Here is a 22444-nt window from a genome sequence, read left to right on the forward strand (position 1 = left end):
GCCCGTTAACCCATCTTCCAAATTGTGTAAGACACCAAGGCGGCAATACCGATCAGCATCGCAAACGCATAGTGATAGACGAAACCGCTCTGAAGGGCGCTGACACGACGTGCAATGTTACGGCATGCTGCGGCGACACCATCCGGACCGACACCGTCGATCAATGCACCATCGCCCGATTTCCAGAAGCCATAGCCAAGATAGAAGGCAGGCTTGACGAAAATCTTGTCGTAAAGTTCGTCGAAGTACCATTTGTTCAGCGCGAAGCGGTACAGACCATTGAAGGTGTTGGCCAACTGACGCGGCAGCGACGGAACCAGCTTGTACATCACAAGGGCGATGACAAAGCCCGATACCATGGCAACAAACGGTGCCAGTTTGACCCAGCCCGGAACATGGTGTGCATGTTCAAGGGCCTGATGACCTTCGGCCATGAAGATCGCGCCGTTCCAGAACGCCAGCATCTCTTCATAGTCACCACCACCGAACCAGTCCTTGGCGAACCAGCCGGCAAAGATTGCACCGATGGTCAGGAACAGAAGCGGCAGCGTCATGACAGCCGGGCTTTCATGGACATGTGCCATGGTCCGCTCGTCCGCACGCGGGGTGCCAAAGAAGGTCATGAAGATCAGGCGCCAGCTATAGAACGACGTCATCAGTGCCGCCAGGATACCGGCCCAGAAGGCATAGGTCCCGACTGCGGTATGTGCCGCAAACGCGCTTTCGATGACAAGGTCCTTGGAATAGAAGCCCGCAAGCCCCGGGAAACCGGTAATCGCAAGCGTACCAACCATCATCACCGCAAAGGTCAGCGGAACCATCTTATAGATGCCGCCCATCTTGCGCATGTCCTGCTCGTCGGACATCGCATGGATCACCGAACCGGCACCAAGGAACAGAAGCGCCTTGAAGAAGCCGTGCGTCATCAGGTGGAACACGCCTGCCGAATAGGCCGACACACCGCAGGCAAAGAACATATAGCCAAGCTGCGAACAGGTCGAATAGGCGATCACGCGCTTGATGTCGTTCTGAACGCAACCAATGGTCGCGGCAAAGAACGCGGTCGATGCACCGACAACCGTCACGATGGCAAGGGTGGTTTCGGCATACTCAAAGATCGGCGACAGGCGCGCGACCATGAACACACCGGCCGTCACCATGGTTGCCGCGTGGATAAGTGCGGAAACCGGCGTCGGGCCTTCCATCGCATCAGGCAGCCACGTATGCAGGCCAAGCTGTGCCGATTTGCCCATCGCACCGATAAACAGCAGGAAACAGGTGATCTCAAGCGCCGAAAACTCGTGACCAAGGAACAAAAGGGTCGTTCCGGCAACTTCCTCGGCATTGCCAAAGATCACATCGAACTGAACGCTATCGAACAGGACGTAAACCGCAAAGATACCAAGGGCGAAGCCAAAGTCACCAACACGGTTGACGATGAACGCCTTGATCGCAGCGGCCGATGCCGACGGCTTGGAATACCAGAAACCGATCAGAAGATAGGACGCAAGCCCCACCCCTTCCCAGCCGAAGAACAACTGGATCAGGTTGTCTGCGGTCACCAGCATCAGCATGGCAAAGGTAAACAGCGACAGATACGCCATGAAACGCGGCTTGTCGGGATCGTGCGACATGTAACCGATGGAATAGATATGCACCATCGACGACACACCCGTCACAACGATCAGCATGACACAGGTCAGCGTATCAAAACGAAGCGCCCATTCAGCCGTGAAGTTGCCCGAAGAAATCCAGGTAAACAGCTGAACCGTGATCGGGTTGCCGCCAAGGGCAACATCGACAAAGGCAAAAATCGAAATGATGAAGGCCGTCACCACACCGCCAACCGTAATCAGCTGGGAAATGCGATCAGACGTCGAAACACCGTGATGATGGCCGTGGCTGTCATGACCGTGACCGGCATCGGACGTGGACGACATGGCGCCGGCCAGCGTGATGATGCCTGCGATCGTGGCAGCGATCAGGGGCAGGAATACAATCAGAGGATACATATCTGCCTTACCCCTTCATCATGTTGATGTCTTCAACCGCAATCGTGCCGCGGTTACGGAAATAGACCACCAGGATCGCAAGACCGATCGCTGCCTCGGCGGCGGCAACGGTCAGGACGAAGATGGTGAAGACCTGTCCGACGAGATCGCCAAGGAACGACGAGAACGCGACAAGGTTGATATTGACTGCCAGCAGCATCAGCTCGATCGACATCATGATGATGATGACGTTCTTGCGGTTCATGAAGATGCCAAAGATCCCGAGTGTGAAAAGGATCGCCGCGACGGTCAAATAATGTGCAAGACCGATTTCCATCAGATCCCCCTACCGACCGGAACTTTTTTGACTTCAAGCGTGTCAGCGCGATCGCGTTTGACCTGCTCGGAGATTTTCTGACGGCGGACACCTTCACGGGTACGCAGCGTCAGGACAATTGCGCCAATCATCGCAACAAGCAGCACCAGACCGGCGGCCTGGAAGATGTATGCGTAATCGGTGTAGATCAGTTGGCCAAGCGCCTCGACATTGGTCAGTCCGGCGGGCGTCGGATGCGCCAGAACCGCAACCTTGTCATCAGACAGTGCCCAGCCCGCGCCGACAAACGCCAGTTCCACAAACAGCACCAGCGCGATCAGAACCCCGATCGGCAGATAGTTGAGGAAACCTTCGCGCATCTCGACAAAGTTGATGTCGAGCATCATGACGACGAACAGGAACAGAACCGCGACCGCGCCGACATAGACGACGACGAGCAGCATGGCGAGAAACTCAGCACCCAGCAGGACGAAAAGCCCGGCTGCGTTAAAAAATGTCAAAATCAGCAGCAGTACCGAATGCACCGGGTTGCGAACGGTCACAACCGCAGTCGCGGACAGAACCGCGACAGTAGCAAACAGGTAAAAAGCCAAAGCCTGTACGACCATAAGGTACCCCCTTGGCGAGCCGCCCCGCCCCAATGGCAGAAGCGGCCCATGAACTCTCTTTATACGATCAGACGCGACACTTACCGATAAGGTGCGTCTGCCTCCAATCGTGCAGCAAGCTCGGCTTCCCAACGCTCGCCATTTTCAAGAAGCTTGTCCTTGTCATAGAGAAGCTCCTCGCGGTTTTCGGTTGCGAACTCGAAGTTCGGACCTTCAACGATTGCATCCACCGGGCAGGCTTCCTCGCAGAAACCACAATAGATGCATTTCGTCATATCGATATCGTAGCGCGTCGTACGACGCGAACCGTCGTCGCGCGGCTCAACCTCGATGGTGATGGCCTGCGCGGGACAGATCGCCTCGCAAAGTTTGCACGCAATGCAACGCTCTTCCCCGTTGGGATAGCGACGCAGCGCATGTTCGCCACGGAAACGCGGGCTAAGCGGACCCTTTTCATACGGATAGTTCAGCGTCACCTTCGGCTTGAACATGTATTTCAGGGTGAGCGCCATGCCGGAAACGAGTTCCACCAGCAGGAAGCTCCGGGCCGTCCGATCAATAAATGACATCGTTTACCTCTCTCTTATCCGATGCGCGGCGATCAGGCCGGGACCTTGTCAAAAGCAACCAGGAACGTGGCGACCAGCATGACCCAGGCAAATGACAGCGGCAGGAAGACTTTCCAACCCAGACGCATAAGCTGGTCATAGCGGTAACGCGGGAATGTCGCACGCACCCAGAGGAATATGAACAGAACGAAGCAGATCTTCAGAATGAACCAGATCGGCCCCGGGATGAAATCAAGAACCGGCAGCGGCGCGGTCCAGCCCCCCAGGAACAGAACGGCGCAAAGACCGCTCATCAGGATCATGTTCGCGTATTCACCCAGGAAGAACAGCGCAAAGGTCATCGCCGAATAATCGACGTTATAACCCGACACCAGTTCGGCTTCCGCTTCCGGAAGGTCAAACGGCGCGCGGTTCGTTTCAGCAAGGATCGACACGATGAAGACCACAAACATCGGCAGGTGATAGATGAAGTTCCATTCCCAGATACCGCCGCCCTGTCCGCGAACGATATCGCTCAGGTTCAGCGAACCGGTGGTCAGCAGAACAGAAATGATGATCAGGCCAATCGAAATCTCGTACGAAACCATCTGGGCGCCGGAACGCAGCGCACCAAGGAAGGCGTATTTGGAGTTCGATGCCCAACCGGCCATCACGATGCCGTAAACACCCAGCGATGAAATCGCGAACAGGTACAGAATACCGACATTCAGATCCGCCAGAACCATGCCCTCGTCGAACGGAATAACCGCCCAGGCAATGATCGCCAGAATGAAAGTCAGCATCGGGGCGATGATAAACACGCCCTTGTTGGCACTGGTCGGAACGATTGTTTCTTTCAGAAACAGTTTCAGACCATCGGCCAGCGGTTGCAGAAGACCAAACGGCCCCACAACGTTCGGGCCCTTGCGCAACTGCATCGCACCGATGACCTTGCGCTCGGCATAGGTCAGATAGGCGACAGCAACCAGCAGCGGGACAACAATCGCCAAAATCTTGGCGACGATCCAGACCAGCGGTTCAATATATCCGTCCCAAAGAAGTTCCATCGGTCAAACCGTATCTTTTGCGTTTCGTCCCTGAATTGGGACACCCCCTTGCGGGACGGGCGACGATGTCATCGCCGCCCCCCAAACTCAGGCAACCTTCTCGGCAGCCGCATCCTTGACGAAGGCCTCTGTACATTTGGCCATCGTCACCGATGCACGGCTGATCGGGTCGGTCATATAGAAATTGCGAACCGGCGAGGTAAAGCTGTCTGGCTTCATATCGCCTTTCTTGCCGAAATCGGCCCACTCTGCCTTGGTAACAGCATTCAGCGAGGTGAAAGTCGGGCTGAGCTCAACCATGCGCGAACGCACGGCTTCAATGCTGTCATACGGAAGCGCCTGGCCAAGTGCGCCCGAAAGCGCACGAACAATCGCCCAGTCTTCCTTGGCGTCGCCAACCGGGAAAACAGCGCGCCAGCCCTGCTGGGCGCGGCCTTCGGTATTGACGTAGGTACCGTTCTTTTCGGTATAGGCAGCACCCGGCAGGATCACGTCTGCGGCCTGTGCACCGGCATCGCCCATCGCCCCCTGATAGACCACAAAGGCCTTCTCAAGTTTCGACATGTCGATTTCATCGGCACCCAGCAGGTAAACAACCTCGACATCGCCTTTTGCCGCAGCATCAAGGATGTCATTGGTCGCAAGACCACCCTCGCCCGGAACAAAGCCCAGATCAAGGCCACCAACGCGCGATGCGGCGGTGTGCAGGACGTTAAAGCCGTTCCATTCGCCCGAAACCATGCCGTATTTGTCGGCAATCGCCCGGACGGTCGCCAGAACCGCATCGCTGTCGTCACGGTTAAGCGCACCCATGCCAACGATGATCATCGGCTTTTCGGCGGCTTTCAGAACCTTGGCGAAATCGTTTTTGCCATCGAGAACCGCAGAAAGCGTTTCGGCACCGGCACCAAGATAGTCATGCTTATAGGTCGGGTCCCAGCTTTCGCCGATGATACCAACCTTGAAGTCACCGGCCGTCGCACGCCAGCGCTTGCGCAGGCGGGAATTGATGATCGGTGCTTCGGCACGGACATTTGCCCCAGCGATCAGGCAGGCATCGGCTTCGTCAATGCCCGAAATCGTGGTGTTAAAGATATAGGATGCACGCGGACCGCCGATTTTCGAACCGTCCTGACGGCAATCAAGGTTCGGCGAACCAAGGATCCCCATCAGATCCTTAAGGGCGGTCATCGATTCACAATCAACCGTGTCACCGGCAATTGCTGCAATCTTCTTGCCGTCCAGCCCCGAAACCTTTGCCTTGATCGCGGCAAATGCCTCGTCCCAGCTTGCTGCTTTCAGCTTGCCATCGACACGGACATACGGACGATCCAGACGCTGGCGTTTCAGGCCGTCAATCGCGTAACGGGTTTTGTCCGAAATCCATTCCTCGTTCACGTCGTCATTGGTACGCGGCAGAACGCGCATGACTTCGGCACTGCGGGAATCGATACGGATGTTCGATCCGACCGCATCCATAACGTCGATGCTGTCGGTCTTTTTCAGTTCCCACGGACGTGCGGTAAACGCATAGGGCTTGGATGTCAGCGCGCCAACCGGGCAAAGATCGACCAGGTTCCCCGAAAGTTCGGAATTGATCGATGCTTCGATATACGGTCCGACCTCGGTATCCTCGCCACGGTAAACCGCACCCATGGTGCCGACACCGGCGACTTCCTCGGAAAAACGGACGCAACGGGTGCAGTGAATGCAACGGGTCATGATCGTTTTGACGATCGGGCCCAGTTCCTTGTCCTTCACCGCACGCTTTTTCTCGGCATAGCGCGACGCGTCAAAACCATAGGCCATCGCCTGGTCCTGAAGGTCACATTCACCGCCCTGGTCACAGATCGGGCAATCCAGCGGATGGTTGATCAGCAGGAATTCCATCACGCCATTGCGTGCTTTCTTGACCAGATCGGAATCCGTCTTGATCACCATTCCATCTGCCGCAGGCATGGCACAGGACGCGACCGGCTTCGGTGCGCGTTCCATCTCGACCAGACACATACGGCAGTTGCCGGCGATTGACAGGCGTTCGTGATAGCAGAAACGCGGAATCTCCTTCCCGGCCTCTTCACAGGCCTGAAGGACTGTCGCCCCGGCTTCTACTTCAACTTCAATACCGTCAACTGTCAGTTTCGGCATGTCTCAATCCCTCTCAACAGGCCCCTCTCAGGCCGCGATCCGTGCGCGATATTCCTTGATCCGCCGTTCCATTTCGGGACGGAAGTGACGGATCAGACCCTGGATCGGCCATGCAGCTGCATCGCCAAGCGCACAAATAGTGTGGCCTTCGACCTGTTTGGTCACATCCCACAGCAGGTCAATTTCATCAAGCGTGGCCTGTCCCCGGACCATGCGCGCCATGATGCGCGCCATCCAGCCCGTACCTTCACGGCACGGCGTGCACTGGCCACAGCTTTCATGCTGGTAGAATTCCGACAGACGTGCGATGGCGTAAACGATGTCGGTGGACTTATCCATCACGATCACCGCCGCCGTACCAAGACCCGATCCCACTTCACGCAGGGCATCGAAATCCATCAGCACATTGTCGCAAATGTCTTTGGTCATCAGCGGAACGGACGAACCGCCCGGAATAACCGCCAGAAGATTGTCCCAGCCGCCGCGAACACCGCCGCAATGCTTGTCGATCAGCTCGCGCAGCGGAATGCTCATGGCTTCCTCGACCGTGCAGGGCTTTTCGACATGGCCGGAAATCGCAAACAGCTTGGTACCGTGGTTGTTTTCACGGCCAAAACCGGTGAACCATGCACCGCCACGGCGCAGGATTTCCGGCACCACAGCAATCGATTCGACGTTGTTCACCGTCGTCGGGCAGCCATACAGACCGGCATTGGCCGGGAATGGCGGCTTCAGACGCGGCTGGCCTTTCTTGCCCTCAAGGCTTTCGATCAGCGCGGTTTCCTCGCCACAGATATACGCCCCTGCACCAAGATGCAGATAAAGGTCGTAATCCCAGCCCGAACCGCAGGCATTCTTGCCAAGCAGACCGGCTTCATAGGCTTCGTCAATCGCACGCTGAAGGTTGGATGCCTCGTGATAGAACTCCCCACGGATATAGATATATCCAGCATGGGCGTTCATCGCGAAGCTGGCCAGAAGGCAGCCTTCAATCAGGGTATGCGGATCATTGCGCATGATCTCGCGGTCTTTGCACGTACCAGGCTCGCCCTCGTCGGCATTCACCACAAGATAGCTCGGACGACCATCGGATTCCTTGGGCATGAACGACCATTTCAGGCCGGTCGGGAAGCCAGCGCCCCCACGACCACGCAAACCGGATGCCTTCATCTCGTTGATGATCCAGTCGCGCCCTTTTTCAATCAGGGCCTTGGTGCCGTCCCAGTTGCCACGCGCCTGTGCCGCTTTAAGACCGAAGTCCTGAAAACCGTACAGGTTGGTAAAGATACGATCCTTATCCTGCAGCATCTCAGGCCTCCCCTTCGCTTGCATCAGCAGACTGATCGGCAGCGCCGCAGCCACAGAATGCCTTCAGAACCTTGGGACCATCGATCGGCTCGCAGCCGCGACGACCGATCTGCGGACCGGCTTTCGGCTTTTCACCCTTTTTCAGGGCATCAAGGATCGACTTGGTGCTATCGGCAGTCAGGTCTTCGTAATAATCGTCGTTAATCTGCATCATCGGTGCGTTAACGCACGCGCCAAGGCATTCAACCTCGATCAGGGTGAACTGGCCGTCTTCGGTGGTTTCACCGATTCCGATGCCCAGTTCCTTCTTGCAGGTATCAACGACATCCGCCGAACCGCGCAGCCAGCAAGGGGTCGTGGTGCAGACCTGGATGAAGTTCTTGCCGACCGGGGCAAGGTTATACATCGTATAGAAGGTCGCCACCTCATAGACGCGAATGGCCGGCATATCGAGCATGTCGGCAATGTAATCCATTGCGACTGTCGGAACCCAGTTACCCTCGGTCTGACGCTGTGCCAGATCAAGCAGCGGCATGACCGCGCTCTGCTGGCGGCCTTCCGGATACTTGGCGATAATCTTTTTTGCCCGCTCCATGTTTTCCGGGGAAAACGCAAAGCTGACAGGCTGAAGCTCTCTCGGAGCTGGTCTTCTCAAATGGCTCATCGGTCAATCTCACCGAACACGATATCAAGCGACCCGATATTGGCAACGACGTCGGCCAGCATGTGGCCCTTGGACATGAAGTCGATGCCCTGAAGGTGCGGGAACCCGGGTGCGCGAATTTTGCAGCGATACGGACGGTTCGAGCCATCCGAAATGAGATACACGCCAAACTCGCCCTTCGGTGCCTCGACCGCGGCATAGCATTCGCCCGCCGGAACGTGGAACCCTTCGGTAAAGAGTTTGAAGTGATGGATCAGGGCTTCCATCGAGCGTTTCATTTCTGAACGCGACGGCGGCGCCACCTTGTTATTTTCAACGATAACAGCACCATCAGGCATTTCCTTAATGGCCTGCTTCATGATCCGCAGCGACTGATTCATTTCTTCGAAACGGACCAGGAAGCGATCATAGCAGTCGCCGTTTTTGCCGATGGGAATATCGAAATCGAAATCTTCGTACGAGTCATAGGGCTGCGATTTACGCAGATCCCACGCCATGCCCGATGCACGGATGTTCGGACCGGTAAAGCCCCAGTCAAGGGCCTCCTCGGGCGAAACGATCCCGATATCAACAGTACGCTGTTTGAAGATACGGTTGCCGGTCAGGATACGGTCGAAATCCTTGACGAATTTCGGGAACTGATCACACCAGGCATCAATATCGGCCAGCAACCCGGCCGGAAGATCGGCTGCAACGCCGCCCGGACGGAAATAGTTGGCATGAAGACGGGCACCGCATGCGCGCTCATAGAATTCCATGAGCTTTTCACGTTCCTCGAAGCCCCACAGCAGCGGGGTCATCGCACCAACGTCAAGCGCAAAGGCCGTCAGGTTCAGAAGATGGTTCAGGATACGGCCCATTTCCGCATACAGGACGCGGATATACTGGGCGCGTTTCGGCACCTCGACACCCATCAGCTTCTCGATGGCCAGGCAATAGGCATGTTCCTGGTTCATCGGCGCGACATAGTCGAGACGGTCGAAATACGGGGTCGCCTGAATATAGGTTTTATATTCGATCAGCTTTTCCGTACCGCGGTGCAGAAGGCCGATATGCGGATCGGCGCGTTCGATAACCTCGCCGTCCATTTCAAGAACCAGACGCAGAACGCCGTGCGCCGCAGGGTGCTGCGGGCCGAAGTTCATGGTCATGTTTTTGATTTTTTGTTCCGACATCAGGCCTTGCCCTCCGCCTTTTCATCGCCGGGAAGAACATGCTGGATGCCTTCCCACGGGCTTTCGAAATCGAAGTTACGGAAATCCTGAACCAGTTTCACCGGCTCGTAGACAACGCGCTTCTGCTCGTCGTCATAGCGAACCTCGACATAACCGGTCAGCGGGAAATCCTTGCGAAGCGGATGACCTTCGAAACCGTAATCCGTCAGGATACGGCGCGGGTCCGGGTGATTGTCAAAGAAGATGCCGAACAGATCCCATGCCTCGCGCTCGAACCAGTTGGCGGCGTTGTAAACGGGAACGGCACTTGGCACCGGGGTATCTTCGTCGGTACGAACCTTGACGCGCACACGCAGGTTATGCTTGAGCGACAGCAGGTGATACACGACGTCGAAACGCTCGGCGCGTTCGGGATAGTCAACCCCGCAAATGTCGACAAGCTGCTTGAACAGGCAGCCCGCATCATCGCGAAGGAACGTCAGAACTTTAAGAATAGCATCGCGTTTGACCACGATGGACAGCTCGCCATAACGGTACTGGGTTTCCAGAACCTTGTCGGCAAACTGGGACACCACTAGATCTTTAAGATCTTTCAGCGCGGCGCTGTTATCGCTGAGCACTTCGCTCATGCAAGCCCCCTATTAAGGATCAGCGTGTCAGGACACCGGTACGGCGGATTTTCTTTTGCAACTGCATCACGCCGTAAATCAGCGCTTCGGCTGTCGGCGGGCACCCGGGAACATATACGTCCACCGGAACAACGCGATCACAACCGCGCACCACCGAATAGGAATAGTGATAATAACCGCCACCATTCGCACATGATCCCATCGAGATCACCCAGCGCGGTTCGGCCATCTGGTCGTAAACCTTGCGAAGTGCCGGTGCCATCTTGTTGGTAAGCGTCCCTGCAACGATCATCACGTCGGACTGACGCGGGCTCGGACGGAACACAAGACCGTAACGGTCAAGATCGTAACGCGACGCGGCGGCATGCATCATTTCCACAGCACAGCAGGCCAGACCGAATGTCATCGGCCACAGCGAACCGGTGCTTGCCCAGCTTGCCAGCTTGTCGAGATTGGCAAGGACAAAGCCCTTGTCATTCATCTCGTCGAACACGCCCTTAAGCAGGGTATCCTGATCCTGACCGGGTGCCAGGGGGGCGCCTGTATTGGTGCTCACTCCCATTCCAATGCTCCCTTCTTCCATTCATAGACAAATCCGACCGTCAGCACAGCCAGGAAGATCACCATAGAAAAGAAACCGAAGGTGCCGATGTCGCCAAGGGTCACAGCCCACGGGAACAGGAACGCAACTTCGAGATCGAAAATGATGAACAAGATGGCGACCAGATAGAACCGGACATCAAACTTGATGCGCGCGTCTTCAAACGGCGCAAATCCGCATTCATATGCGGACAGTTTTTCAACATCAGGAGCCTGCTTGGCCAGAACCAGCGACGCGATGACGATAACCGCCGAGAGACCGACGGCGATCCCGATGAAAATCAGGATCGGAAGATATTCCGAAAGAAGCTCTTGCATCTCTCTGACCTCTCAAGAACAGGCCTCTTTTGACCCGACCAGGTCCCCACCTGGCCTATACCGGCGCACCATAACGTATGCACCGCACAAGTTCCAGCCCCGTAAGCGGTTTTAACACTGCCTAAGGCCGGAAACTTCCTAATCTTTTTGCCATTCTCTGCTCTCCGATATCGGGTCGCGTAACGTCATGATCAAGTCCGTTTCTTGCAAAGCAACATGCGCTGCACGTGAAAAGGCGATCGCGGAAAGGACGAAACGTCCGAACAAAGACAACAGATGCGTGATCATGGCGGGAGCGACGGGACTTGAACCCGCGGCCTCCGGCGTGACAGGCCGGCGCTCTAACCAACTGAGCTACGCCCCCAAATGACCAGCTATTGGCGCGCCTTTGTTAGACCAGCACCTATGGCAAGTCAAGCTGATACCAGCGTTTTCAACCATCTCGTCAATTGCGCCGGAGATCATCACCCTGTGAAACACATCACAGGCCCCGGCTTTTGGACAAATAACGCTTTTCCAATCACTTCCGGGGACGGTTTCGTCAGTTACCTTTGCATCCTGCGCTTAGCTTTTATAGAATTGTTGATAAATAGATTATATTCTTTGCCGCTAGAAACAGGCATGTTCGCCCGGGTGAACAAACCCGGCGAATGAACGCAGTGACGGAGAAGACCACCAGTGGGGCGCGTAAAAGAAGAATACAGGTCGCTTGCAGGCCCGGAAAAAGCCGCGATTCTGATGCTGGCACTTGGTGAAGAACACGCCACCAAAATGTTCAGCATGATGGATGACGAGGAAATCAAAGAGATTTCCCAGACCATGTCGGGTCTTGGCACCATCAGCTCCAATATCGTTGAACGTCTGTTTGTGGAATTTGCAGACCAGCTTTCCTCGACCGGCTCGCTGGTCGGTTCGTTCGATACGACCGAACGCCTGCTGTCCAAAGTCCTTCCCGAAGACCGTGTCAACGGCATCATGGAAGAGATTCGCGGCCCCGCCGGCCGCACCATGTGGGACAAGCTCAACAACGTGAACGAGGCGGTTCTCGCCAACTACCTCAAAAACGAATACCCCCAGACCGTTGGCGTGGTGCTTTCGAAACTGAAATCATCCCACTCGGCCGCTGTATTGTCGCTATTGCCGGAAAACTTCTCGATGGAGGTCATCATGCGTATGCTGCGCATGGAGGCCGTGCAGAAAGAGGTTCTCGACAATATCGAGAAAACACTCCGCACCGAATTCATGTCGAACCTTGCGCGCGGCTCGCGCGGCGACAACCACGAACTGATGGCCGACATCTTCAACAGCCTGGATCGCCAAAGCCAGGACCGCTTCCTCACCGCCCTCGAGGAACGCAACCGCGACTCTGCGGAAAAGATCAAGGCCCTCATGTTCACCTTCGAAGACCTGGCCCGTCTCGACAACAACGGCGTTCAGACGCTGCTCCGTCAGGTCGAAAAAGACAAACTCGCACTGGCCCTCAAAGGCTCGACCGATGCGATGCGCGATCTGTTCTTCAAAAACATGTCCGAACGTGCCGGCAAGATGATGCGCGAAGACATGGACGCACTGGGCCCCGTCCGCCTGTCGGATGTCGAGGAATCCCAGATGATGATCGTCCAGCTCGCCAAGGAACTCGCAGCCCAAGGCCAGATCGTCATCTCCGAAGGGGGGGGCGAGGACGAAATGGTCTACTGACCCCTGCATCCAATCCGGGCCTCGAACGAAAAACGGGACGGCAGCTTGCCGTCCCTTTCCTTTTGCGCAGTCAGCACGCCACTTTGGCAAAGTCCCTTAGCCACTCCAGACGGATCTCCCCTCCTCTCGATGCCCCAAACAACCTGCGGCCCCGTTCGCCTGACGGCTGCCGGGAATCCTGGATGATGACCACTCAGCCCGCCAAGGAACCTGCCACACAGGACCAAATCACCCTTCCCGAAGATGGTGGCGGCCTAATGCCCTTGGTGCTGCCCCAGCACCTCCCGATACCCGTGGCATCCAGTCCGAGCCCCAACCAACCACGACCAAGCCGGAATGGCAGCTTGTTGCCTCGCTCTTTTGCAAGGTTGATAAAACACTCCCGTAATGACTTTTGGTCGTCTCGGTCTGAAGGCCTCCGTTCGATGCCTTGCGGCCTCGCCATCCGGTCCGGGTCCGGGTCCCGACCAATCGCGCCCCAAACCGGGACGGCTGATTATCGCTCCCTTTGTTGTGCGATTGGCGCACCACTTCCGTAATGACTTTTGGCCGTTTCGGGCGGATCGCTCCTGATATGGATGCCTCATAAAACGGCTGGCACCGCGCCGTGAATTTATCTTCCTCCGCTCACATGACAGTCCGGATACCCCGCCGCATGGAACCTCCATGCCCGCCGGGGTCGTTATGCGGGAACCAACAGGCATCCCCGCCTGCCCCACTCCTACAGCGCCTCAACCTGCGCCCGCACGGCCTCACGGCCCCTCGTCATCGAAATCACCGACATTCACCATCATTGCCCTCTTTCTTTGGGAACAGCACATGCCTCGCCCGTTCCGTTTGCCCTGCAAACATCCTGTGACGGCACCACGCAGGGATTGCCCCGGATTTTCGGGGTTTTCCAAAACACAAAAAAGGGCCGGAAATCCAAAGATTCCGGCCCCTCTCGCCCACAATGCAGGCGCAATTATCAAGTTGATGATATATCCTTACCACCAAACAAAGAACAAATCAAGAACAATTTTGAATGCCATCGACAAAGACAGGATACAAAGTTCCTGTAGTGCGCATATGCGTTCATCGACGTTACCCAGGAAAACAGCGTCATCGGGAAATGTAGCCCGGCACATCCCGGTCAATGAAAATTCCCGATCTTTCGGGCCAGATCAGCCTGCCCGATTTCCCCGGCCCGCTCCCTATCCGATGATCACATTCGGCACCGGATCGGTGATCGATTTGATTTCCCAGCGCAGCCTGTTCTGACCCGCTGTTTTGACAAACTCGGCTGCGTTGTGGCTGCGGATACCTGCCGTGGTGCGCAATTCGATCTTGCCGGTCATCTGATAGCCAAGTGCGGTCAGACGTTCTTCATACTGGTCAGGAACGAAGCCGCCGCGTATTTCAACGGTGTTCGATTCCGCGCGGAAGAACATTTCAAGGATTCGCGAATTGCGCCGGACAAATACAAAGCTTTTGTCGCGCATGATGTTGCTGCGCCGTTCATAGACAATATTGAAAATGCCCTCGCCCTGATAGGTCAGCTGTTTGACACCGGAATCGCGTTTCAGGTCCGCTAGCACCTTGGCAACCCGTTCCTCTTCTTCGTCGGCATCAATTTCTTCGTTCAGAAGGGCCTCGGTAATGGTCGGCTGCACCAGCAACCCGCGATAGCTGAACCGGTAATCGCCATTCTGTTCGACATTAAGATCAATGGTGAAGTCATCGGGCAGATAACAGCCAACCAGCATCAGGGGCGCTATAATCGCCACCAGAGCCCCCCGCGCGATCAATTGCCCCTGATGGACAGCCCGCCTGCGCAACGACGCCACAAGCACGAAAAACGGGATTTCGGAGATCATGGTCATCGCGGCGTCATCCTGGCTGGTGTTGCTTGATCAAGCTTGCCTGTCAGGCGCTATGGCGTCAACCGTTGCATCGCGTTTCGATTCTGACCGACGATTCGCGGTGCACTGCGATAATGTGCTGATTCGCAAAAAGAAAATGGAATGACCCGAAAATGCAAAAAGCCGGCGCGAGGCCGACTTTTGCAAGAATGGTGGGTGATGAGAGATTCGAACTCCCGACCCTCTCGGTGTAAACGAGATGCTCTAACCAGCTGAGCTAATCACCCGTATTTTGATGCCCCGTTTTGCGGAAGCGGGCGGAACATAACATGCTTTTTTGAAAAAGCAATGCCGGTGACGCTTGTCACCGGCATTTTTTTTCAGAACTTCGTCAAACTTAGTTGACGGCGTCCTTAAGACCTTTGCCAGCCTTGAATTTCGGCTGTTTCGATGCCGGAATGTCGATTTCTTCACCGGTGCGCGGGTTGCGACCTTTTGAAGCAGCGCGAGCAGCGACAGCGAAGGTACCGAAACCGACGAGACGAACTTCGTCACCGCCTTTGAGAGATTCGGTAATGGAATCGAAAACAGCGTCAACGGCTTTAGCAGCGTCCGCTTTGGACAGATCGGCTTTAGCAGCTACACTTCCAACGAGATCGTTTTTATTCACTTCCTGGCCCCCTTATTGGACGTTCGGAGTTATGAGGAAATTTGGTTTGCCCCAAACCTGTTGCATGGGCAGTGTAAGCAGGTCGCCAAGTTCTCGTCAATGCGAGAGACGCAGTTTTCTGCGGTTTCGAACGTTTTTTTGATTTTTTTCGTCTTTACAGCCCTGCCGCTGTGGATCAATGCCGATTCTTGGCCAAAGTTATCCACAGAAAAGGGGGGATGGCGCCGCCATCCCCCCGGTTTTCGAACGTTTTTTTCGCTTATCAGTGAGTGGTAACACCACCGACTTCCGATTCTTCGCCGTCCTTGGTTTTGACAGCAACGTCATCCACCTCTTCCTCCCACTCGATGGGAACCAGCGGATTGACCAGCGCGTGGCTGAGAACCTCGTCAACATGGGAAACCGGAATGATTTCCATGCCGCGTTTGACGTTGTCCGGAATGTCTTCCAGATCCTTTTCGTTTTCCTGCGGGATCAGGACGATCTTCACACCGCCGCGCAAGGCCGCAAGAAGCTTTTCTTTCAAACCACCGATCGCAAGCACACGACCGCGAAGCGTGATTTCGCCCGTCATTGCGACATCCTTGCGAACCGGATTGCCCGTCAGAACCGAAACCACCGACGTCACCATGCCGACACCGGCCGACGGACCGTCTTTTGGCGTCGCCCCTTCCGGAACGTGAACGTGAATGTCACGTTTCTGGAACAGGGTCGGCTTGATGCCGAACTGGGTGGCCCGCGAACGGACAAACGACGTTGCCGCCTGGATCGATTCTGTCATGACTTCACCGAGTTTACCGGTGGTTTTCATGTTGCCCTTGCCAGGTACGGTGACCGATTCAATCTGCAGCAGATCACCGCCGAATTCGGTATAGGCCAGACCGGTAACAACACCGACCTGATCTTCGCCTTCGGTTTCGCCATAACGGAACTTGCGAATGCCGGCATATTTGCCAAGCGTACGCGGGGTTACGCGAACGGTTTTCAGGTTCTCAAGCATGATGCGCTTGGTCGCCTTACGCGCAAGCTTCGCCAGCTCACGCTCAAGGCTACGCACACCGGCCTCGCGGGTGTAATAACGGATCAGATCGCGAAGCGCGTCATCCGAAATGCTCCACTCGCCCTTACGCAGGCCGCTTTCCTTGACCTGTTTCGGGATCAGGTGGCGCTTGGCGATTTCGACTTTTTCATCCTCGGTGTAACCCGAAATCCGGATGATCTCCATACGGTCGAGCAACGGCTGCTGCATGCGCAGGCTGTTGGCCGTCGTAACGAACATCACATCCGAAAGATCGTAATCGACTTCTAGATAGTGGTCGTTAAAGGTCGAATTCTGTTCCGGATCAAGAACTTCAAGCAACGCCGAAGCCGGATCACCACGGAAATCCGAACCCATTTTCTCGATCTCGTCGAGAAGGAAAAGCGGGTTGGAATATTTCGCCTTTTTCATGCCCTGGATGATTTTACCAGGCATGGAACCGATATAGGTCCGGCGATGACCGCGAATTTCGGACTCGTCACGCACCCCGCCAAGCGACATACGCACGAACGTACGACCGGTCGCATTGGCCATCGATTTCCCAAGCGAGGTTTTACCAACACCCGGGGGACCGACAAGGCATAGAATCGGGCCTTTGACCTTTTTGATACGCGCCTGAACCGCAAGATATTCAAGGATGCGTTCCTTGACCTGCTCAAGACCATAATGCTCCTTGTCGAGCACCTTTTTGGCCTTTTTCAGATCAAGCGAAACACGCGAACGCTTGTTCCACGGAATCGACACCATCCAGTCAAGATAGTTGCGCACCACGGTGGCCTCGGCGGACATCGGGCTCATATTGCGCAGCTTCTTAAGCTCGGCCTGGGCCTTTTCCTTGGCTTCCTTCGGCATCTTGGCCTTGTTCAGCTTCTCTTCGATTTCAGAAGCTTCATCCTTGCCGTCTTCGCCCTCGCCCAGTTCCTTCTGAATGGCTTTAAGCTGCTCGTTCAGATAGTACTCTCGCTGGGTTTTCTCCATCTGGCGCTTGACGCGGTTGCGGATCTTTTTCTCGACCTGCAGGACGCCGATTTCCGATTCCATGAAACCGAAAATGCGTTCCAGACGATCCCCGACAAGGGTCGTTTCCAGAAGTTCCTGTTTTTCGGAAATCTTGAGCGACAGATGCGATGCCACCGTATCGGCAAGCTTCGCGGGCTCTTCGATCTGATTAACCGATACCAGAACTTCCGGCGGTATCTTCTTGTTCAGCTTGATATATTGTTCGAACTGGGTCACGACGGAACGCGCAAGCGCTTCAAGCTCGCTGTCATCCTCGTCAGCTTCCTCGCGAACAGCGGCATAAGCCTGGAAAAATTCGGGATTGTCGACGAAACCGGAAATCTCCGCGCGCTTGCCACCTTCGACAAGCACCTTGACCGTCCCGTCCGGCAGCTTCAGAAGCTGCAACACGGTTGCGACAGTCCCGATTTCATACAGATCGTCGACAGACGGGTCATCAAGACCCGCATCTTTTTGGGTAACAAGCAGAATCTGCTTGTCCTCGCGCATAACATCTTCAAGTGCGCGCACTGATTTTTCACGTCCGACAAACAGCGGAACAATCATGTGCGGAAACACTACGATGTCGCGCAACGGCAGTACCGGGTAAATTTCGCCACGCGCCAATTCAACCATTATGTTCTATTCCCTATTCTGAGCCAAAACGTTGCTGGGGTCCTGCCATAGGCCCCGCCAGTAACGCGAACATTCAAAAGATAATCTGAAATTCCCGCACCGCAATAGGATGCCGGTGCGGGATCAGAAATCAGGCACTGTGCTCGACACCTTCACGTCGTTCGGCATGGATCAGCAACGGTTTTGCCTTTCCTTCGACGACGTCACGGTTGATCACGATTTCCTCGACGCTCTCAAGGGTCGGCAGATCGAACATGGTATCAAGCAGGATGCCCTCCATGATCGAACGCAGGCCACGCGCACCGGTTTTACGCTCGATCGCCTTTTTGGCGATCGCCACCAGCGCATCAGGCTGGAAGGTCAGTTTCACGTCTTCCATATCGAACAGACGCTGATACTGCTTGATAAGCGCATTTTTCGGCTCGGTCAGAATCTTGACCAGCGCATCCTCGTCGAGGTCTTCAAGCGTTGCCAGAACCGGCAGACGGCCGATGAATTCCGGAATAAGACCGAATTTCAGCAGGTCTTCGGGTTCCACTTCACGCAGGACTTCGCCTGTACGACGGTCTTCAGGGCTGCGGACATCCGCACCGAAACCAATCGCACTGCCCTTGCCACGCTGCGAAATCACCTTGTCCAGGCCAGCGAAGGCACCGCCAACGATGAAAAGGATGTTGGTGGTATCGACCTGCAGGAATTCCTGCTGCGGGTGCTTGCGGCCGCCCTGCGGCGGAACCGATGCAACCGTACCTTCCATGATCTTCAGAAGGGCCTGCTGCACACCCTCACCCGACACGTCACGGGTGATCGAAGGGTTGTCGGACTTGCGCGAAATCTTGTCGACTTCGTCAATATAGACGATGCCGCGCTGCGCACGTTCGACATTGTAGTCCGCTGCCTGAAGCAGCTTGAGAATGATGTTTTCGACATCCTCACCGACATAACCTGCCTCGGTAAGCGTCGTGGCGTCTGCCATGGTGAAAGGCACATCAAGGATGCGCGCAAGCGTCTGCGCCAGAAGCGTCTTACCACAGCCGGTCGGACCAACCAGCATGATGTTCGACTTGGCAAGTTCGATATCCTCGTTCTTGCTGGCGTGATGCAGGCGTTTGTAGTGGTTGTGAACCGCGACAGAGAGAACTTTCTTCGCATGGCCCTGACCGATTACATAATCGTCAAGAACCTTGCAAATCTCTTGCGGAGAAGGCACCCCGTCAGCCGATTTGACGAGATGGGTTTTGTGCTCTTCGCGGATGATGTCCATGCAAAGCTCTACGCATTCATCACAGATGAATACGGTTGGACCGGCGATGAGCTTGCGAACCTCGTGCTGGCTCTTTCCACAGAAAGAACAATACAGAGTGTTCTTGGAGTCCCCGCTATTCGATTTGCTCATACAAACCCCAATTACGTTTGACGTTATCTTTTATCGCCATGTTAGCCGGTAAACGATACCGATCTCAACGTTTAATCTGCGCTTATCGGCCATATGGCCACATGTTTGATATGGGAGCGCACCCAAGGATGCGAAACCCCTGTTCATTATCACCTGAACGTTATGGAATTTCGCATGTTCCAAACAATGTCACAGAACCTACTTATACCTCCTGTCTATGACCAGAGGATGAATGTGCGCAAGCCATAAAAAAAACGCCCCGGCAAAACACCGGGGCGTTTTCATCGGATCGTTATCAAACGATCAATCTTTTTTCGCATCAGAATCCGGTTTCGGACGCGACGTAACCACCTCGTCAATCAAACCAAACTCCTTGGCCTGATCCGGGGTAAGGAAGTTATCACGCTCCATCGCGTCTTCAATCGTCTTGAGATCACGGCCGGTATGCTCGACATAGATCTCGTTAAGACGCTGACGCAATGCCAGAATTTCGCGGGCATGGATTTCGATATCCGATGCTTGGCCCTGGAACCCACCGGACGGCTGGTGAATCATGACGCGCGCATTCGGCAGGCAGTAACGCTTGCCCTTTGCACCGGCCATCAGCAACAGCGACCCCATGGAAGCCGCCTGCCCCATGCACACCGTGGAAACATCGCAACGGATGTACTGCATGGTGTCATAGATCGCCAGACCCGACGTCACAACCCCGCCCGGGGAGTTGATGTAAAGCGAGATATCCTTGTCCGGGTTTTCCGATTCGAGATGCAGCAACTGCGCGCAGATCAGTGACGACATGCCGTCATGAACCTGGCCGTTGATGAAGACAATCCGCTCCTTGAGAAGACGGGAAAAGATGTCGTAGGCCCGTTCACCACGGCTGGTCTGTTCAACCACCATCGGCACGAGCGAGTTCATCTGTGCTTCAATCATCGACTGCAATCTCCTTGCTGCATCCTAAACCGGTATGTCGGACGGATTACTTCTCTTCCGATTTATCGGCCTTTTTCTTGGCGGCCGGCTTCTTTGCAGCAGCTTTCTTGGCCGGAGCCTCTTTGTCTGCAGCTTTTTTAGCCGGCGCCTTTTTGGCAGCCGATTTCTTCTTCGGAGCTTCGTCTTCCTCTTCCGGCTTCAGAAGGTCTTCGACCGAAACGGTCTTGTCTTCTACCTTGGCGAGTTCGACGATGAAATCCACGACCTTGTCTTCATATACAGGGCCCTGAAGCGCCTGCAAGGCCTGCGGGTTATTTTTATAGAATTCAATAACCTGCTGTTCCTGACCCGGGTATTTCTGGGCTTCGGCAACAAGGACCTTGTTCACGTCTTCCTGGGTAACCTGGATTTCGTTTTTACGGCCAACTTCTGCCAGCAACAGACCAAGAAGAACACGGCGTTCTGCGATTTCGCGGAACTCGGCGGTCAGTTCTTCTTCGGACTTGCCTTTGGTTTCGTCGTCTTCCTGACCGGCTTCACGCGCCTGTTTGATCTGGGCGATGATGCCTTCCAGCTCGTTCTCGACCAGGCTGATCGGCAGCTCGAAGCTGTGGTTTTCAGCCAACGCGTCAAGCAGCTGACGTTTCAGTTTTTGGCGGGCAACCGATTCGTACTCGCGGCCATAATCCTTGCGGATTGCGTCTTTGAGAGCATCAAAGCTTTCCTGGCCGAGTTTCTTGGCGAGTTCATCGTCAAGAGCAGCCGGTTTCTTTTCCTTGATTTCCTTGACGGTTACGTCGAACTCGGCATCTTTGCCAGCAAGTTCAGCCGCACCGTAGGCTTCCGGGAATTTCACCTTGACGACAACTTCATCACCGGCATTCACACCGGTCAGCTGGTCTTCGAAACCTTCGATGAACGAGCCTGAACCGAGTTCGAGTTCGTAATCTTCGGCTTTACCGCCTTCGAAAGCTTCGCCGCCGATTTTGCCAAGGAAATCGATGACGACAACGTCACCGGCTTTCGACTTGCGCTTGCGTGCGAGCGGCTCGGTGGTTCCCTGTGCTGCTGCAATACGGTCAAGCGTTTCGTTGACTTTCGCATCGTCAAGTTCAACGACTTCGCGGGTCAGCTTCAGCTTTTTGAAGTCCATCGGTTCGATGGCCGGGATGACTTCGACAGAAATGTCGAACTCAAGGTCCTTGCCTTCGTCAAACGAGGTGACTTCGATTTTCGGCTGAACGGCCGGGCGCAGGTCATTATCGTTAAGAACCTTGCCGGTGTTTTCGTTTACAGCGGCTTCGAGGACTTCACCCATGACAGCCTGGCCATAGCGCTGGCGCAGCAGTTTCGCCGGTACTTTGCCCGGACGGAAGCCCGGAAGGCGAACCTGGTCTTTGATCTCGTCAAGTTTGGCGACGACTTTTTCTTCGATCTGAGCGGCGGGCACAACGACTTTGAACTCGCGCGCCAGGCCTTCGTTTTTGGTTTCAGTAACCTGCATAGATAACTCTTTTGCTTGGTTCGAATAATGTCCGTTACGCGACGCAGTCCGGACGTCAGAAAGTCAATATGACTAAACGAATATGCATCCTGGTCTTAATTTATGGTCAGCTTATGGTACGGGCGAAGGGACTCGAACCCCCACGGATTGCTCCACTGGAACCTAAATCCAGCGCGTCTACCAGTTCCGCCACGCCCGCACACAAGCATACCAAACACACCGGAAGTACCGGTGTGGGTGCGCCTTAATACAAACTTCGATCACCTCATGCAAGCATCGCCTTTTAGACAGATGCATTCAGGCCTGAATTTAATTTCCGGCAGGCTGGATTTCTG

The 22444-nt window shown here is 55.2% G+C and carries 19 protein-coding genes and 3 tRNA genes; 1 reads left to right on the top strand and 21 read right to left on the bottom strand.

Annotated features, from left to right (window positions below):
* Positions 1-5 precede the first annotated feature (5 nt).
* From nuoL to TH5_RS05405, 13 genes are all read right to left on the bottom strand, one after another.
* Entirely contained in the window at positions 6-2012 is a 2007-nt protein-coding gene (gene nuoL / locus TH5_RS05345) for an NADH-quinone oxidoreductase subunit L (RefSeq protein ID WP_114120996.1), read from the bottom strand.
* Positions 2013-2019: 7 nt separating this feature from the next.
* Positions 2020-2328, bottom strand: coding sequence for an NADH-quinone oxidoreductase subunit NuoK (nuoK, locus tag TH5_RS05350; RefSeq protein ID WP_007089416.1), 309 nt, complete (start codon positions 2326-2328; stop codon positions 2020-2022).
* Complete coding sequence (locus tag TH5_RS05355) at positions 2328-2936, bottom strand: NADH-quinone oxidoreductase subunit J (RefSeq protein WP_114120997.1); 609 nt, start codon at positions 2934-2936, stop codon at positions 2328-2330. Before TH5_RS05355 ends, nuoK begins: the two co-directional genes overlap by 1 nt.
* An 80-nt stretch (positions 2937-3016) precedes the next feature.
* A complete protein-coding gene (gene nuoI, locus TH5_RS05360) occupies positions 3017-3505 on the bottom strand; it encodes an NADH-quinone oxidoreductase subunit NuoI (RefSeq protein WP_114120998.1) in 489 nt (162 codons plus the stop codon).
* 32 nt (positions 3506-3537) lie between these two features.
* The gene (nuoH, locus tag TH5_RS05365; RefSeq protein WP_062948568.1) at positions 3538-4551 is read right to left on the bottom strand and encodes an NADH-quinone oxidoreductase subunit NuoH; all 1014 of its coding nucleotides are present in this window, start codon (positions 4549-4551) and stop codon (positions 3538-3540) included.
* 87 nt (positions 4552-4638) lie between these two features.
* On the bottom strand, positions 4639-6699 hold the full coding sequence (nuoG, locus tag TH5_RS05370) for an NADH-quinone oxidoreductase subunit NuoG (protein ID WP_114120999.1): 2061 nt from the start codon (positions 6697-6699) through the stop codon (positions 4639-4641).
* A 27-nt stretch (positions 6700-6726) separates the two neighbouring features.
* Positions 6727-8007, bottom strand: coding sequence for an NADH-quinone oxidoreductase subunit NuoF (nuoF, locus tag TH5_RS05375; protein ID WP_062948564.1), 1281 nt, complete (start codon positions 8005-8007; stop codon positions 6727-6729).
* 1 nt (position 8008) lies between these two features.
* Positions 8009-8671, bottom strand: coding sequence for an NADH-quinone oxidoreductase subunit NuoE (gene nuoE / locus TH5_RS05380; RefSeq protein WP_114121000.1), 663 nt, complete (start codon positions 8669-8671; stop codon positions 8009-8011).
* On the bottom strand, positions 8668-9846 hold the full coding sequence (locus tag TH5_RS05385) for an NADH-quinone oxidoreductase subunit D (RefSeq protein ID WP_037991326.1): 1179 nt from the start codon (positions 9844-9846) through the stop codon (positions 8668-8670). The genes nuoE and TH5_RS05385 overlap by 4 nt, the downstream gene beginning before the upstream one ends.
* Complete coding sequence (locus TH5_RS05390; RefSeq protein WP_208638404.1) at positions 9846-10475, bottom strand: NADH-quinone oxidoreductase subunit C; 630 nt, start codon at positions 10473-10475, stop codon at positions 9846-9848. The genes TH5_RS05385 and TH5_RS05390 overlap by 1 nt, the downstream gene beginning before the upstream one ends.
* Before the next feature lie 19 nt (positions 10476-10494).
* Positions 10495-11037, bottom strand: a complete 543-nt coding sequence (locus tag TH5_RS05395; protein ID WP_007089407.1) for a NuoB/complex I 20 kDa subunit family protein — start codon at positions 11035-11037, stop codon at positions 10495-10497.
* The gene (locus TH5_RS05400; RefSeq protein WP_007089406.1) at positions 11028-11393 is read right to left on the bottom strand and encodes an NADH-quinone oxidoreductase subunit A; all 366 of its coding nucleotides are present in this window, start codon (positions 11391-11393) and stop codon (positions 11028-11030) included. Before TH5_RS05400 ends, TH5_RS05395 begins: the two co-directional genes overlap by 10 nt.
* 287 nt (positions 11394-11680) lie before the next feature.
* A tRNA-Asp gene (locus TH5_RS05405) sits at positions 11681-11757 on the bottom strand.
* A 314-nt stretch (positions 11758-12071) separates the two neighbouring features.
* Between TH5_RS05405 and fliG the strand changes: the two genes are divergently transcribed.
* Positions 12072-13091 carry a flagellar motor switch protein FliG gene (gene fliG / locus TH5_RS05410; RefSeq protein WP_062948556.1) on the top strand — a complete coding sequence of 340 codons (1020 nt, stop codon included), beginning with the start codon at positions 12072-12074 and terminating at the stop codon, positions 13089-13091.
* Positions 13092-14284: 1193 nt separating this feature from the next.
* Here the strand turns inward: fliG and TH5_RS05415 are convergent.
* The 8 genes from TH5_RS05415 to TH5_RS05450 all read right to left on the bottom strand — a co-directional run bounded on the left by TH5_RS05415 (position 14285) and on the right by TH5_RS05450 (position 22308).
* Positions 14285-14953 carry a hypothetical protein gene (locus TH5_RS05415; RefSeq protein WP_114121001.1) on the bottom strand — a complete coding sequence of 223 codons (669 nt, stop codon included), beginning with the start codon at positions 14951-14953 and terminating at the stop codon, positions 14285-14287.
* Positions 14954-15142: 189 nt separating this feature from the next.
* Positions 15143-15219 (bottom strand) — tRNA-Val (locus TH5_RS05420).
* Between the two features lie 110 nt (positions 15220-15329).
* The gene (locus tag TH5_RS05425; protein ID WP_007089403.1) at positions 15330-15602 is read right to left on the bottom strand and encodes an HU family DNA-binding protein; all 273 of its coding nucleotides are present in this window, start codon (positions 15600-15602) and stop codon (positions 15330-15332) included.
* Positions 15603-15864: 262 nt separating this feature from the next.
* Complete coding sequence (lon, locus tag TH5_RS05430; RefSeq protein WP_114121002.1) at positions 15865-18276, bottom strand: endopeptidase La; 2412 nt, start codon at positions 18274-18276, stop codon at positions 15865-15867.
* 130 nt (positions 18277-18406) lie between these two features.
* Positions 18407-19672: an ATP-dependent Clp protease ATP-binding subunit ClpX gene (clpX, locus tag TH5_RS05435; RefSeq protein ID WP_062948550.1), complete on the bottom strand. Its 1266-nt coding sequence runs from the start codon at positions 19670-19672 to the stop codon at positions 18407-18409.
* 303 nt (positions 19673-19975) lie between these two features.
* Positions 19976-20605, bottom strand: coding sequence for an ATP-dependent Clp endopeptidase proteolytic subunit ClpP (gene clpP, locus TH5_RS05440; RefSeq protein ID WP_062948548.1), 630 nt, complete (start codon positions 20603-20605; stop codon positions 19976-19978).
* A gap of 46 nt (positions 20606-20651) precedes the next feature.
* A complete protein-coding gene (tig, locus tag TH5_RS05445) occupies positions 20652-22109 on the bottom strand; it encodes a trigger factor (protein WP_114121003.1) in 1458 nt (485 codons plus the stop codon).
* A gap of 114 nt (positions 22110-22223) precedes the next feature.
* A tRNA-Leu gene (locus tag TH5_RS05450) sits at positions 22224-22308 on the bottom strand.
* Positions 22309-22444: the final 136 nt, after the last annotated feature.

It is taken from the genome of Thalassospira xianhensis MCCC 1A02616 (assembly GCF_003326475.1).
GTDB lineage: Bacteria > Pseudomonadota > Alphaproteobacteria > Rhodospirillales > Thalassospiraceae > Thalassospira > Thalassospira xianhensis.